The organism is Halomonas sp. CSM-2 (assembly GCF_002119345.1).
Lineage (GTDB): Bacteria > Pseudomonadota > Gammaproteobacteria > Pseudomonadales > Halomonadaceae > Vreelandella > Vreelandella janggokensis.
The window spans coordinates 24,832-38,940 of sequence record NZ_NBYR01000010.1 but is presented as its reverse complement, the minus strand read 5'-3'; the positions used below and the strand labels follow the sequence as shown (position 1 = coordinate 38,940).

Genomic DNA, 14,109 nt, shown 5'->3' with positions numbered 1-14,109 from the left:
TTAAGGAAAGTGGCATGCTCTCAGGTCTGGACCATCTTGTTGTGACCGTGACCGACATGGGTCGCGCGGTGGATTTTTACTCACGTGTTCTGGGACTGGAGGTACGCTACCGAGACGCCCAACGGGTCGACTTGCTCCTCGGCGATACCGCGTTGCGCCTGCATCAGACCGACACGGATATTGCACCCATTTCTGCCACCCCCACTCCCGGTAGTCTAGACCTCTGCCTGCGCTGCCAACTACCGCTGAACGAGTTCAAACAGCACCTGGATGTCCTGGGGATTGATATCGAACTGGGCCCCGTGGCACGCCAGGGGGCCAATGGTCCCATCGAGTCGATTTATTTGCGCGACCCGGACGGCAACCTGCTCGAGATTTGCCGCCCTGCGGCACGCTAATGCCAAGACCGGTCAGGCACGCTACAATAGCGTTCACTGAAATACGATAGAGAATCCTTGTTATTACAGTGTCACTCTAAAAACACGGAAAAGGAAACGTTATGCAAGACAGTAGCCAGGACACGCCGACTGAAGGAACCGTCGTCAACGGAGGGCCTGAGGGCGCAGCTGAACACCAGCGCAAGCCCGACACCACCATGGCGATGGTGGTCTATGCGCTCTATCTTGCCAGTTTTATCCTCGGCTTCACGTCGATTGTCGGTGTCGTCATCGCTTACGTCTACAAAGGCAAAGGCCCTGAATGGCTGGATGAACACTACCGTTACCAGATTCGCACTTTCTGGATAGGCCTGGTTTACGGGTTCCTGTGCTTGGTCCTGGCCATCATCGGCATTGGGTTCCTGCTTATGCTGGCACTGGCCGTATGGCTCATTGTGCGCTGTGTTAAAGGCTTTAAAGGGCTGCAGGAGCAACGCGCGCCTTCTAACGTCAACACTTGGCTGATCTGAAAATGCCTCAGAAGATGGCGGCGTCAAGTCAGCGTTTGTCTCAAGCCAACGCGATACGTTGGTTTTGGCGCTATCTTTCACGCTGGCCATTGGGCAGGCTGTGGCGATGTGCGGCGTGGCTAGGCCCCCAGGTTTACCGGCTGAGCCGTCGTGAACGGCGTATTACCAACGCAAACCTCAAGGTCGCTTACCCACAGCTGTCCGACCAGGAGCGCAAGACACTGGCCCACGACAGCCTGCGTCACTCCACAGCTACCATGCTGGAGCTTGGTCATGCGTGGATGGCCGAACCCGAACAAGTGACGCTGGGCACTCTGGCGGTGCATGGTCGCGATAAACTCGATAACGCCCGCAGCGAAGGACGCGGCGTGATTGTACTGGCGCCGCATTTTGGTAACTGGGAAGTGCTGAATTTCTGGCTGTCGAACCATTTTCCGTTCACCGCCATGTATGAGCCCCCCAAGATGGCCGCACTTGACCCGGTTATTCGGCAGGGTCGCGAGCGCATGGGCGCGCAATTGGTCCCCACCAACCCCCGCGGGGTTGCGGCGCTCCTCAAGGCGCTCAAACGTAGCGAAGCCATCGGCATCCTGCCCGACCAAGAGCCTGATTGGGGCAGTGGCGTCTTCGCACCGTTTTTTGGCCGCGATGCCTACACGGCCACGCTGCTGCCTAAACTGGTAGCGCGTACCCAGGCCCGCGTGGTGACGGGGATCGCCCTGCGGGTGCCTGGAAAAGGGTTTGAGATTCACTTTCTTGACGCCGACGAGCGCGTCTACGACCCAGACGATATTCAGTCAGCCACCGGCGTCAATGCCAGCGTCGAAGCCGCTATTGCCCTCGCCCCCGCCCAGTATCAATGGGAATACAAGCGCTACCGCAAAACCATTCAGGAGCAGCAGCAGTTGGCCAACTTCCGCGATTACCGGATTTACTAAGCTTGGTTGGCGTGCCAACTGCCGTCGCGGGTTATAACCAGCCACAGGCTGGCTCGAGGGGTCAGCGGGTATTGCTTTCGGTAAAATCAGCATGCAGCCAGCGCCGCAACTGACTCAGCTCGGCTGACCTCTTGTCACTTTCCGGCGTCGGCCACATGCCGGGTACAAACCCTCGGGCCTGAAACGGCGTCAGCAAGGCCGGGTCGCCGCTGATAATGTGGACGGGCACTGCACCGCTGGCATCGTCGCCGGTAATCAACGGTGCCGGTTGGTGGTCGCCCAACACAATCAGCATGGTATTGTCGTCCGCCACGCGCTCGGCCCAGCGGCCGACCGTTTTAATCGAGTAGTCGACCGACCAGGCATAATGGTCGCGGATACGCTCGATGTCCTGCCACAAGACTTCCGGCGGATCACCCGCCTCTTCCCAGGGCGCAAACAGCTTGCCATCGCCAATGCTGGACCAATCATCAAATACCGGCAAAATCGGCGTCCACGGCGCGTGGCTTGAAATCAGCGCCAGCTGCGCAAAGACAGGCGAATCATCCAGTAACTCTCGCTGGGTATAGGCCAGCGTAAACTGGTCTGGCATCGTCACCCAGTTCAGCGGCGGTCCCTGGTAGTCAATGTCTTTCTCCACCACCAGTTCGTCAAAACCGTAGGCCCTGCCTTCCGGCCAGGGCTGAGTAATCGCCGGCATCACGGCCAGCGTGCGTTGTCCGGTGGCCCGAAAGTCATCCACCAGCGTGGTCGCATCGCTGTCTAACAACAACTGGTACCACAGCTGGTTATCGATGGTGTAACCACTTAATGCCGTGGCGTGCGCCAGCCAGGATTGACCACCACGGATCGGCGATTCGAGCAGACCCGATACGACGTTGATCTCCCGATCGGCAAGCCGCCGCTCAATCTCGTCTAAGGTAGGCGCCAGGACAGAACGATAGCGTTCGTCCTCAAGTGCCGTAACACCATAGGATTCAATAAACGTCATCAACACCCTGCGCCCTGCCAGACCGCTGAGTGAGCGCTGCTCGATAGGCGCTGCCTCAAGCGTTTGCACAAAAGCCTGTTTGGCCTGATGGGTAGTGACCAGTTGCCCCCATTGAACATGGGTCGCGTTAACCACCGGCAAGCTGTCACGCCCAAGGATGGACTTGCCGCTCAGTGCCAATCCTGCACCCAGGCTGGCACACACCAGCATTGCGAATGCCCATCCTTTGGCTCTTCCCTTGAGCGGGTAACCTTCACCCGGCAACAGCAGCCTGAACACGCTAAGTGCCAGTAGCAATAGCAATGTCGTCGCCACGACTATTGCGCAAAGTGCCCAAATATGGCCTACATTACCCACGAGCAAGTCGTAAATGGAGCCCAGCAGCGGCGTGTCGAGATACAGGTTTAACGGTCGACCAAAGGCGGTGTAAGTCGCCGCTTCCCCAAGGTTGATCAACGTGGCCAGGATGAGCCAGCTTGCCAGTGCAATGCCAAGCCCCAAGCGAAAGCTTCCTCGGGGCATGAGCAGCATGAGTGGCATTACCAGCCAAGCTTCCCAGGCGATCAGGTTCCCTGACATATCGCCATAGCGCCACCAAAGTGGGGCCACCAAGCCTATATTGAGCGCTAACGCTCCTATCCATAATCGACGCATTGCAGGCTTGCCATCCGTTGCCAGTTGAAGTGGGCGAGCGCCATATCGTCGCATGATCACGACCATGCTGGTAAACGAACTCGACATGTACTTTACTGACTAAATGTATAACTATTGTTTAAAAATTGCACGAAGTGGTAGAAGATAAGCCAACGTAGAGGACAGACAGCACACGCAGCTGAAAGGACATCATCGTTATGCGCTACTACATGAAAGGAAGGTTGCTCGTCATGATCACCTCGCTGGCCATACTTCCAGCAATGGCTGATCAACACTCCCACTATCAAGCCGTGATTGCACAGGCACGAGACCTGGCCGACGCACCTTACCAATCGCCAGAGGGTGACCTCCCCGCACCGTTGCGCAACATCGATTACGACACCTATCGGCAAATTCGCTTTGATCCCTCAAACGCCTACTGGCGAGATGACAGCCCTTTCAGCGTGCAACTGTTCCACAGCGGTTTTTTGTTCGAGACGCCTGTTAATATCAATGTTATTGAAAACGGCAACGTTGCCCCGTTGTCCTTCTCCACAGATGATTTTTCCTACGACGGCGCGGCGAGTGCGTTACTTGACCACGACCTCACCGGCAGCGGTCACGCAGGATTTCGCCTGCATTACCCCCTGAATCGCGATGACTATGCCGATGAATTTGCCGTGTTTCTGGGTGCCAGCTATTTCCGGCTGGTCGGCCGCGACCAGGTTTACGGCTTATCGTCTCGAGGATTAGCCATTGATACCGCGTCAAGCGACGGCGAGGAGTTTCCGGCGTTTCGCGAGTTCTGGCTACACAAACCCGACGCGGACGCCGACCAGGTCGAGCTGCTTGCCCTGATGGATAGCCCTTCGCTTAGCGGCGCCTATCGTTTTGTTATCCAACCCGGTGACAAGACGCGCGTAGAGGTCGAAGCGGCACTGTTTGCGCGTGACAACATCGCCAAGCTAGGGGTTGCCCCACTGACCAGCATGTTCACCTTTGGTGAAACCAGTCGCGAACGCCCGGATGACTATCGCCCACAGGTTCACGACTCCGATGGGCTACTAATACAAACCGGTACCGACGAGTGGATCTGGCGGCCGTTGAGCAACCCAGACAACGTGCGTATTTCATCCTTTTTCGACGACAACCCCCAAGGGTTCGGGCTGATGCAGCGCGAGCGTGATTTCAACCGCTACCTGGACACGGAAGCGCAATATCACCGGCGCCCCAGCCAGTGGGTCACCCCCCTCGAGGACTGGGGTAAGGGTCACGTTGAACTGGTGGAAATCCCCACGCCGGACGAAACCCACGACAATATCGTTGCCTACTGGGTCGCCGAAGAACCCATGGAAGCTGGCGATTCCCGTCGCCTGCACTACCAGACCTATACGCTCAATTCGCAACCTGAAAACCACGCATTAGGCCGCGTGGTGCGCACCCGTCATGGCCGCGCCGAAGTGCCAGGGCAAACGGAGGAAACCAATGAAGGCGAGCGCCAGTTCATTGTCGACTTCCAGGGGGGCGAACTTGGCGAAATCGCCACCGACCAGCCCGTTGAGCTGGATATCAGCAACCGAAAAGGCGACATAAAGCTGCCTCAGGTCACCGCGCTGCCGAACGGTGGCTGGCGGGCAAGTTTCCGGCTACCCGCGAACGATCAACCCAGCGATGTCCGACTACGACTAACCCTTGAAGGTGAGCCCGTCAGCGAGACCTGGAACTATGTGTGGTACCCCGATGATTGATACAGATCCTCTGGTCCCCTCGATTCCCTGGCTGAAAACACGCCGTGCGTTGTTGGCCATCGCGGTGCTGGCATCGAGTGTCGCTGGGTGTGCTGCCATGTACCGGGTTACATCGAGCCTTGCATTGGGCTGGCAGATATCAATGCTCGTTTTGTTTGCGCTGACGTTTACCTGGATCGCGCTGGCATTCTGGAACGCCTTATGCGGCTTTGTGGTATGCGCGTTGAAACTTGACCCACTAAGCCTGCGCAGGCTCAATCACGAAATTCCCAACGCACGGCTATTGGTAAGCCGGACGGCTGTGGTCATGCCGATTTACGCCGAGCCGCCAGTGCCTACCTTTGCCGGCCTTGAAGCCACCTGCCGCTCGCTTATGCAGCACTCGCTTGGCGATAAAGACGCAAATGAGGCGGCACATCCGTTAGGCGAGCATTTTGAGTTTTTTGTGCTCAGCGACACCCAGGACGCTGAGCAAGCTCGGATAGAGGAAGCCCACGTAGCAGCTTTGCAGCACCGTTTTGCTGGCGAGCTTGCCATTCACTACCGGCGGCGGCCCAACAACCAAGGCCGCAAGGCGGGCAACATTGCCGAATTCTGCCGCCGCTGGGGGCGGCATTACGATTTCATGGTCGTGCTGGATGCCGATAGTCTGATGAGTGGCGCGACGTTATTACGCATGGTTCAGCGAATGCAGCGCCAGCCAGGCATTGGCCTGATCCAGACGGTGCCAATGCCGGTAGGCCAAAAGACGCTATTTGGCCGCTTTACCCAATTTGCTTCAGCGTTGTACAGCCCCATGCTCGCGGCCGGCCAAAGCTTCTGGCAGGGCGATACGGCCAACTACTGGGGGCATAACGCCATCATCCGCACACGAGCGTTCATGGATCATGCGGGCTTGCCCACGCTGCCCGGCAAGCCGCCGCTTGGCGGCGAGATACTCAGCCATGATTTTGTCGAGGCTGCCCTGCTTAAACGCGGCGGCTGGCAGGTGCTGCTGGACACCACCATGACCACGTCGGTTTCGCGGCATGACCCCTACGTCAGCGCATCCCACAATAGCTTCGAAGCAATGCCAAGCAATTTACTCGACTTTGCAAAACGCGACCGTCGCTGGCTTCAAGGCAACCTACAACACCTGCGGCTGTTGAGCGGGGCAGGCTTTCACCCGCTTAGCCGGCTGCACTTTTTTTATGGCGCCTTTGCCTTTTTATCGTCGCTTGTATGGCTGGGTTTGCTGCTCTGCACCAGCGTGTTGGTGACTTATCATGTGCTTGGCGATGTCACCGGCAAAACGCTTCCCCAACCGCTTTCGCTCGGGCTGCTGTCGATTACCCTGGGCATGCTGCTAGCACCCAAATTTCTTGGGTTAGGGCTAGCTTGCTGGCAAACACCTTATGCCTTTGGGGGGCGGCTACGCCTGCTCGCGAGCACCTGTCTGGAAATGCTGTTTGCCGCCTTGATCGCCCCAATGATGATGGCCTGGCACAGCCTGTTCATTATCAACGTATTGCTGGGTCGCTCCATTGAATGGCAAACACAGCCACGTGGCGAGCGCTCGCTCAGCTGGCGGGAAACCTGGCAGCACACCGGCTGGATGACCCTCAGCGGGCTACTCTGGGCGGGGGTAATGATGGCCTTTTCACCGACAGCATTTGGCTGGTTAACCCCTGCTTGGCTTGGGCTGGTTGGCGCCGCACCGTTGGTCAAATACTCCAGCAGCGGTACCTGGGGCGGCGTTGTTCTCCATCGCCTGGGGCTACTGCAAACGCCCAGTATTGCATTGAAACCCCCTTTGCTGGATAAGTTTGAAACCCTGGTGGCAAGTAGCGACGTCTGTCCACAAGCGCCCGACACCCAGAGACATTTTCCGCTGGTGCCACTACTTGCTGAGCGCGTGGGCGAAATGCCCTGCCAGTCGTTCAAGTACTTTGATCGCGAGGCACTCGTCACATCATCAGCCACCATTAAGGAGCCCAGTTAATGAAGCACGGGTATTGCCAGCGGCTTCGTCAAGCGAGCGGGCTTGCCCGCTCGCTATTTATCTATTGGCGTCCAGGGCGTCAGCGGGGGCTTCAACGGCTTTACCAGCCGTTCATTGTGCCGGGTAAACCCGCATTTGATATTGGCGCCCACCTGGGTGACCGAAGTGCCGCCTTTCACGCGCTAGGCGCCCGGGTGATCGCCCTGGAGCCGCAGCCCGTTCTCGCCCAGTGGTTCAAGCGCATGATAAAAACGCCCTCCATCACCTTGCTGCCGGTGGCGGCAGGCTCCATAGAGGGCGTTGCCGAGATTGCCATCAGCAACGCCAACCCTACCCTCTCGACACTCGCCAGCGAATGGCGCGAGCAGATCGGCCAACGCAATGCGGGCTTTAGTCAGGTACGCTGGGAGCAACGCCTGAGCGTTCCCGTCACCACCCTCGATCAACTCATTTCCGACTACGGCGAGCCCAGTTTCATCAAGATCGATGTGGAAGGCTTTGAAGCCGAGGTACTGGCCGGGCTAAGCTATCCCGTCGTAGCGCTATCGGTAGAATTTGTAACAGGTGCTCTAAAGGTAAGCCATGAATGCGTCGACCTGCTAAACCGCCTGGGGGATTATCGCTACAATATCGTTGTCGGCGAACAGCGCCATTTTCGCTGGAAAGAATGGCAAACACCGGAGGCGATTCGCCAATGGTTGAACGACGGAGCAGACGCCCTGCCCTCCGGCGACCTTTACGCCTGCCGCTCAGACCACCCGCACCTCCTGAATACTCCATAGGCACGTTACCCCATGATTCACCACTGGCAGCAACTTACCGCCCCTCAGTTAGTCGAGGTTGCCCATCGCGACCCAGTGGCCGTGTTGGTACTTGGCGCCGTTGAACAGCACGGCACTCACCTCCCGTTAGCCACGGACCTGACCATTGGTGAGGGTCTACAAAGCGCAATGCTGGAGCAACTATCGCCGTCGCTGGAAGTGATCTGCCTGCCGCCGATCGCCGTTGGTGCAAGCGATGAGCATGCCAGCTACCCCGGTACGCTCAGCCTGCCTGCACCGGTCGCCATTGCCACCCTGGAAGCCTACGGCGACAGCCTTGCTCGAACGGGGATTCAGCGCCTGGTATTGATCAACAGCCACGGCGGCAACAAGGCCGTGATGGATCTGGCCGCGCTGACGCTGCGCCGCCGTCACAACATGCGCGTGGTCAAGGCGACTTACACCCGCCTGCCACCGCTTGAAGGCGCCATTGACCCCGATGAATTGCGCAAAGGCTTGCACGGTGGCGCACTGGAAACCGCCATGATGTTGCATCTGGCGCCCACGCTGGTTCAGTTGGAGGGCTATCAAGCGCCCTCAGCGGCTGATGCTCAAGACGATGACCTGGTAGGACCAGAGGGTGCCGCCGCTTTCGCCTGGCTGGCGGAAGATTTAAGCCGCCAGGGGGTATCAGGCGATGCTCGCCCAGCGACGGCCGAGCTGGGCGCACGTTTGATTCATCATTACGCCCGTCTACTCGCCCAGGTCGTGGCGGAAACCGCCAACCTGCCACCACTTTAAAAGGCTTGGTGATAGCGGTTTATCTCTTACAACTTGCCTCTTACTAATTGCTAGTGATTACTTACTGCTTAATACATCTTCCAAAAAATGCCCAGCTCGGGTGGCTTTGGCATTGAGGTAACGATGGTTCTGGTCGGTCAAGCGGCCGTACAATGCCTGACGAGCGACCACCTCAATACCGCCTTCGCTGAGTGCCTGCATTTTCAATGGGTTATTGGTGAGTAGCTGCACACGGGAAATATCCAGCGCTCGCAGCATATCGACCGCTACGGCGTAATCGCGCTCGTCATCGCCAAAACCCAGCATCTGGTCGGCATCGACGGTGTCCAGACCATCATCCTGCAGGGTATAGGCGCGAAGCTTGTTGGCCAGGCCGATTCCACGGCCTTCCTGAGCCAGATACAGCAGCACTCCGCCCCCCATCGCCTCGATATCGGCGACGGCATTACGCAATTGCTCGCCACAGTCACACCGCAGGCTGCCAAAGAGGTCGCCGGTCAGGCACGCCGAGTGCATCCGCAGCGGCACGGCCTCGGTGTGCGCCTCGGGCCGACCGATGACCACGGCCACATGCTCACGCAGGCCATCCGGCTCACGAAACAGCACAAACCGACTCTCGGCGGCATCTTCTAACGGGATGCGGGCTTCGCTTACCCGCTTGAGCATACCGGGTGCGCCGGCCACACAAGTCTCGGCATCGCTGGCATCGACCGCCAGCAGTTCGCCTTTCGCCAACTGCTGGGCGATCCCGTCGGCTGCATTTTCACTGACTTCGGCAATCAATGCCGCCGGAATTAGCAAGGCCCGGCGCATCAGCGCGACAGCCCCCCGCTCGGCTCTACCTGCTGGCTGCAAGCCGCTTAGCAGGGCCGGTGCCTGGCCCGGCACCACTTGGGCAACGGCAAGCGTGTGCAGGGCACGTTCGTCCATCTGGGCCGCCAACGGCAGATAGGCAGCATCCGCGGTGATGGACACACCCATGGCTTCCAAACGGTGGCGCGTCAATACCAGCGAAGGGCGCGAGCCTGAGAGCCGGGTCAGTTCATTCACCGACTCGCCGCCCTCCAAAGCCTGAACCAGCAGTTGCTGTTCTCCCGCCTTCACCACCACGGGAAGCCCTCGTCGAATATCAAAGATGGCGCGTTCAATGTGATACATAGAAGCCTCCTGGCTGACTGACGTGACGGACGAGTGGCGCTTGCGCCGGGTCGCCGTGCACCGCATGATGCAACGATTGATCCCGAACGGAGGCGTCATGCCCGACTCCATGGAACGTACGAATCGATTGAGCCCCGACGCTGACGTCATCCCGGACGCGACTTGGCAGCGCCTGCTGGCAGGACAGTCCCTCGATGATGACAAGCCGATGGCCAGCGAACTGGCGAGCAGTCTGGCGCCCCTGGCAACGACGGTGTCGTGGGTGGTGGCGCAGTTGGGGCAAAGCCTGGACGGACGGATCGCCACCCAGAGCGGTCACTCCCACTACATCAACGGTCGGGCGAGCCTTGTGCATCTGCACCGGCTGAGGGGGCTTGCCGATGCCGTGGTCATCGGTGCTGGCACCGCCGAGGCCGATGATCCCCAGTTGACCGTGCGCCACGTTAGCGGCGTTCACCCCACCCGCGTTGTGCTTGACCCGCGTGGCCGCGTGCCGATGGATCGGCAACTGTTTCGAACCAGCGTGGCGCCCACGCTGCATGTGGTCGGGCCAGATGCCTCGCTTACCGACCCGCCCGCGGGCGTAGAGCGCTGCGTGCTGCCACTGAATGACCGAGGCCAGTTTGCGCCCTGCGATGTCATTGAACTGCTCGGCACCCACCAATTGCACCGGATACTGGTCGAGGGCGGCGGGGTTACCGTCTCGCAATTTATCGAGGCAGGCGTGGTAGACCGACTGCACTTGCTTGTCGCACCGCTGTTGATCGGCTCGGGGCGCCCCGGCTTGCAGATGACGCCCATCGAAACGCTGGACACTGCGCTGCGCCCCGCGCTGCGAACCTTCCGTTGTGGAGAAGACACCCTGTTCGACGTCCTGCTGCGCCCGGCCACTTTCGGGGGGTAGCGCCGCATGGCGTCGGCCGAAGGCCACCCAAAGGCCCGGCAGGCTGGCCAACAGCACAACCACACCATAAGCCAGCGACACCGCCACACCCTCGGCGGCGGGCAAGCCCACCCCTACCCAAACGCCTGCTGCGGCGCCTTCACGCACGCCCCAACCGGCCACCGAGAAAGGCACCAGCATGGCAAGCAACACCACCGGCGCCAGGGCCAGCAAGCTCAACACCGGCAGTTCAACGCCGATCGCCCGCGCTGCGCAAACCATGACCAGTCCATAACTGAGCACAATGGTCAGCGAGGACAATAATTGAAGAGGCCAGACACCAGCCGTAAACAGGCCACGCTGAATATCCCGGCCAACGGACAGGCACCAGCCAGGCAGGTGAATCAACCCTTTACGTGCCAGGCCGACAAGCGCCGAGATAAACCCTGTGGCCAGCACCCCTGCGACGCCGATGGATAACCACACCGGCCAGCCGAGCGCTGCCTGCCACAGTGGCGACAGCGCAAGCGCCACAAGCGTCAGCAGCCCCATAGCCACCTGGCCCGAGACCCGTTCGATAATCACCGCGCGCCACGCGCGCCCCCTGGAGGCGGATTGTCTGGCATGCCGATGGGCACGCCCCGCATCGCCCAATACCCCACCCGGCAATAACTGGTTGACCAGCAAGGCCAGGTAGTACTCACGCAGCGCGTAGCCAAAGCGCATGGGTACCTGGATCAACCTTGCCGTCAGCTGCCACCGCCAGGCGCTGAGAACAACCTGACCCACGCTAATCAGTAGCGCCAGCAGCACCCAACCAGGTGACAGGCGCTGTACCTGCGCGACAATCGCCTGGGGGTCAACCCACAGTGCCACGGCCACCAGCAACAAGCCGCTGACGGCTACGCGACGTAGCCACGGGGACTGCCACCACTGAGGATTGGCCATGGCGTTACCCTTCCCCCTGGAATTGCGCTTCCTTGGGCACGGCCAGCAGATCACGGTGGCCAACCCAGATACCCAGCTCACCGCTGGCGACCGCCTGGCGACGCATTGCCGCCCAGTCGGCAATGCGGCCAGCGGCATCAGGCGCGTGCTCCTCGGCCGCCGATGCCCAGCCATCAATCAATGACGTCATCAGTGGTTGATGATCGGGGTTATCCGCCAATAACTGCCACGGCGTATCCGCTTCTTCAACGCGGTAATTAACGACCTTGAAGGCAGCGGCAAGAGTGGCATGTGCGCGACCGCCGAGGGCATCGCCAAGGCCTTTATCCCGCTGCTGATGGGCACGAAAAAGATCGAGTACCCATTGATCTTCGTCATCGGCAACCGGCCGTTGATGACGGTCGGTAAACCACCATTCACCGGTAACACTGAGCGCCATGAGCACCCCCTGACGATGCGCAGCGCAATGGGCAACCAGTTGATCAATCCAGGACTTCGAGACCAAATCGAGCAGTGCCGAAGCGCAGATAAGGTGAGCGCCATTCAATGCAGGGGTGTCGAGACGGGCGAACGATGCCGTCTCTGTGTCGGCAGCGATCGGCTGTCCGTTTATATCCCGCAACGTCATCACCCGCGCCCGGGCGTCCCCAAGCAAGGTGGTGTCGTGGTCGAGCAGGGTCCAGGTTTGCGGGCCGGATAGTCGGGGTGCCAGGAAGTGAACATTGCTGCCCCGGCCACAGCCCAGATCCACCAGCCGATGAGGCGTAGGGCAGGCCGACAGCCACTCGTCGGCAAGGGTGACAAGGCGTTGGGAACGGGAGCCGTGGTCCACCGGCTCACGCAGCGCCAGCCAAGAGGCGGCAAATTCGCTACCCGACACCAGGGGCCTGGGTGTTGACGCCACTGCACCGGCAAACGCCTCGGCCGCGGCGGGCCAGTCCTTGAGCGTTTGGCGGGCCGCCATCGCCCCCTGGCGCAGTGAAGCACGCAGGTCGGCATCGCCACAGAACCGCCCGATAGCGCTTTGCAAGGCTTCCACGTCGCCGGGTTCAACGCTTAAACCGGCACCGGTGGGCAAGGTATCGCGCAAGGCGCCGCCGGTGGTGGTGATCACGGGCAGGCCGTGGGCCAGCGCCTCGGTCACCACCATGCCATAGCCTTCGTACCAGGAAGGCAGCACCAGAGCGTGAGCATGTTGATAGGCAGCTTCAAGGGTGTCGCTGTCGCACTCGCCATGCAGGGCAACCTGACCCTCAAGGCCATGAAATTCAATCAGATACTGTAACCTCAGGGTAAATTCGGCATCCCGTGCGCCACCATAACAGTCACAGCGCCAGCGGCTCGCCGAGAGTCCAGCCAGCGCTTCGATCAGCACGTCCTGGCCTTTACGGGGCGTCAAGGTCGCTACGCACAAAAAGTTCAGTGACTCACCCGGCTCGCAGGCGGGGCTCACTGGCGCCTGCTCAACGCCGGGCTCAACAACGGTCGTATTCGCTTTGAGCGGGATCGCATACGTATCCGCCAGCACCGACAGGCGGCGGGCGGTGAAGTGGCTGGTCACGATAATCCGCGAAACAGCCGCCAGGGCGCACAGCTCGCTTTGGTGGAGCCGCTGCTGATCATCCGCCCCCAGGCCCGATTCATCACCCAGCGGGTGATGCACCAGCGCCGTGATAGCCAGACGATCCACGTGGCGGGTTACCACGTCAGGCAATGCCCCCATGGCCAACCCGTCGATGACGACCATTGCGCCATCGGGCTGGGCCGCCAATGCATCCGCCAATGCCCGGGTCGCGGTGGCATCGGCGTCCGGGAACGCCCCATCCAGCCCGATGACCTCGATCGCCCAGCCCTGTGTACGAAGCGCCGAGACAATGCGGGCATCGTAAAGGTAGCCGCCGGTACGCTGGTTCGGGTCGCCAGCCACCAGCAGGCTGAGTCGCTGGCTCATAGCGCGCCTTCGTAGCTTGCCCACGCCACATGCGACTCATGCAGCCTGACCTCAAGATGGGTCAGTCCGCGGGCCGTCGTGCCCATTTCGCCCGCTTTAATCGCGGCGCCAAGCTGATCGTAAATCACCTTGGCCATGAATTCCGTGGTGGTGTTATGACCCTGCAGCTCGCTTACCTCATCCAGGTTCTGGTAGTTGTAGCCTGCCAGGACCGCCTTGAGGGTATCGCCAGCCAAACCGATATCGATGACCAAGCCGTCATCGTCCAATTCCGGCCGCTGGAAGATAACGTCCACCACGTACGTTGCGCCGTGGGTGCGCTGAGCGGGGCCAAAAACCTCGCCCTTGAAGCTGTGGGCAATCATAAAGTGGTCACGGACACATAGGCGGTACATAAACACTCCTGTCG

Annotated in this window: 12 protein-coding genes and 1 pseudogene; 8 read left to right on the top strand and 5 right to left on the bottom strand. The window is 60.0% G+C overall.

Annotated elements, in window-relative coordinates; genetic code table 11:
• Positions 1-14: 14 nt before the first annotated feature.
• The 3 genes from B7L15_RS10100 (at position 15) to B7L15_RS10090 (ending at position 1,845) form a co-directional block, all read left to right on the top strand.
• On the top strand, positions 15-398 hold the full coding sequence (locus B7L15_RS10100; protein WP_085918855.1) for a VOC family protein: 384 nt from the start codon (positions 15-17) through the stop codon (positions 396-398).
• Positions 399-499: 101 nt separating this feature from the next.
• The gene (locus tag B7L15_RS10095; protein WP_085918854.1) at positions 500-907 is read left to right on the top strand and encodes a DUF4870 family protein; all 408 of its coding nucleotides are present in this window, start codon (positions 500-502) and stop codon (positions 905-907) included.
• Positions 908-909: 2 nt separating this feature from the next.
• On the top strand, positions 910-1,845 hold the full coding sequence (locus B7L15_RS10090) for a lysophospholipid acyltransferase family protein (protein ID WP_085918977.1): 936 nt from the start codon (positions 910-912) through the stop codon (positions 1,843-1,845).
• A 61-nt stretch (positions 1,846-1,906) separates the two neighbouring features.
• Here the strand turns inward: B7L15_RS10090 and B7L15_RS10085 are convergent, their stop codons facing one another.
• Positions 1,907-3,577 (bottom strand): alkaline phosphatase, encoded by a 1,671-nt coding sequence (locus B7L15_RS10085; RefSeq protein ID WP_369596858.1) that lies wholly within the window; start codon positions 3,575-3,577, stop codon positions 1,907-1,909.
• 143 nt (positions 3,578-3,720) lie between these two features.
• Here B7L15_RS10085 and B7L15_RS10080 point away from each other — a divergent pair, with 143 nt between their 5' ends.
• Genes B7L15_RS10080 through B7L15_RS10065 form a run of 4 tightly spaced genes read left to right on the top strand, consistent with a single transcriptional unit; the run spans position 3,721 to position 8,760 of the window.
• Positions 3,721-5,217, top strand: coding sequence for a glucan biosynthesis protein (locus B7L15_RS10080; protein ID WP_254902916.1), 1,497 nt, complete (start codon positions 3,721-3,723; stop codon positions 5,215-5,217).
• Complete coding sequence (mdoH, locus tag B7L15_RS10075) at positions 5,210-7,198, top strand: glucans biosynthesis glucosyltransferase MdoH (protein WP_085918852.1); 1,989 nt, start codon at positions 5,210-5,212, stop codon at positions 7,196-7,198. The genes B7L15_RS10080 and mdoH overlap by 8 nt, the downstream gene beginning before the upstream one ends.
• Positions 7,198-7,980, top strand: coding sequence for an FkbM family methyltransferase (locus tag B7L15_RS10070; protein WP_085918851.1), 783 nt, complete (start codon positions 7,198-7,200; stop codon positions 7,978-7,980). Before mdoH ends, B7L15_RS10070 begins: the two co-directional genes overlap by 1 nt.
• A gap of 12 nt (positions 7,981-7,992) precedes the next feature.
• Entirely contained in the window at positions 7,993-8,760 is a 768-nt protein-coding gene (locus tag B7L15_RS10065; protein ID WP_085918850.1) for a creatininase family protein, read from the top strand.
• A 57-nt stretch (positions 8,761-8,817) separates the two neighbouring features.
• Here the strand turns inward: B7L15_RS10065 and ribA are convergent, their stop codons facing one another.
• The gene (gene ribA, locus B7L15_RS10060) at positions 8,818-9,918 is read right to left on the bottom strand and encodes a GTP cyclohydrolase II RibA (protein WP_085918849.1); all 1,101 of its coding nucleotides are present in this window, start codon (positions 9,916-9,918) and stop codon (positions 8,818-8,820) included.
• A gap of 64 nt (positions 9,919-9,982) precedes the next feature.
• On the opposite strand from ribA, the gene B7L15_RS19820 reads away from it, so the two are divergent.
• Positions 9,983-10,822: a RibD family protein gene (locus B7L15_RS19820; protein WP_369596859.1), complete on the top strand. Its 840-nt coding sequence runs from the start codon at positions 9,983-9,985 to the stop codon at positions 10,820-10,822.
• A gap of 48 nt (positions 10,823-10,870) precedes the next feature.
• Here B7L15_RS19820 and B7L15_RS19815 read toward each other — a convergent pair.
• The 3 genes and pseudogenes from B7L15_RS19815 to B7L15_RS10045 form a co-directional block, all read right to left on the bottom strand.
• Positions 10,871-11,749, bottom strand: a pseudogene (locus B7L15_RS19815) (lysylphosphatidylglycerol synthase transmembrane domain-containing protein); the annotation flags it as partial.
• Positions 11,750-11,753: 4 nt separating this feature from the next.
• The gene (locus B7L15_RS10050; RefSeq protein WP_085918847.1) at positions 11,754-13,700 is read right to left on the bottom strand and encodes a glycosyltransferase family 4 protein; all 1,947 of its coding nucleotides are present in this window, start codon (positions 13,698-13,700) and stop codon (positions 11,754-11,756) included.
• Positions 13,697-14,095 carry a 6-pyruvoyl trahydropterin synthase family protein gene (locus tag B7L15_RS10045; RefSeq protein WP_085918846.1) on the bottom strand — a complete coding sequence of 133 codons (399 nt, stop codon included), beginning with the start codon at positions 14,093-14,095 and terminating at the stop codon, positions 13,697-13,699. Before B7L15_RS10045 ends, B7L15_RS10050 begins: the two co-directional genes overlap by 4 nt.
• Between the last annotated feature and the right edge of the window lie 14 nt (positions 14,096-14,109).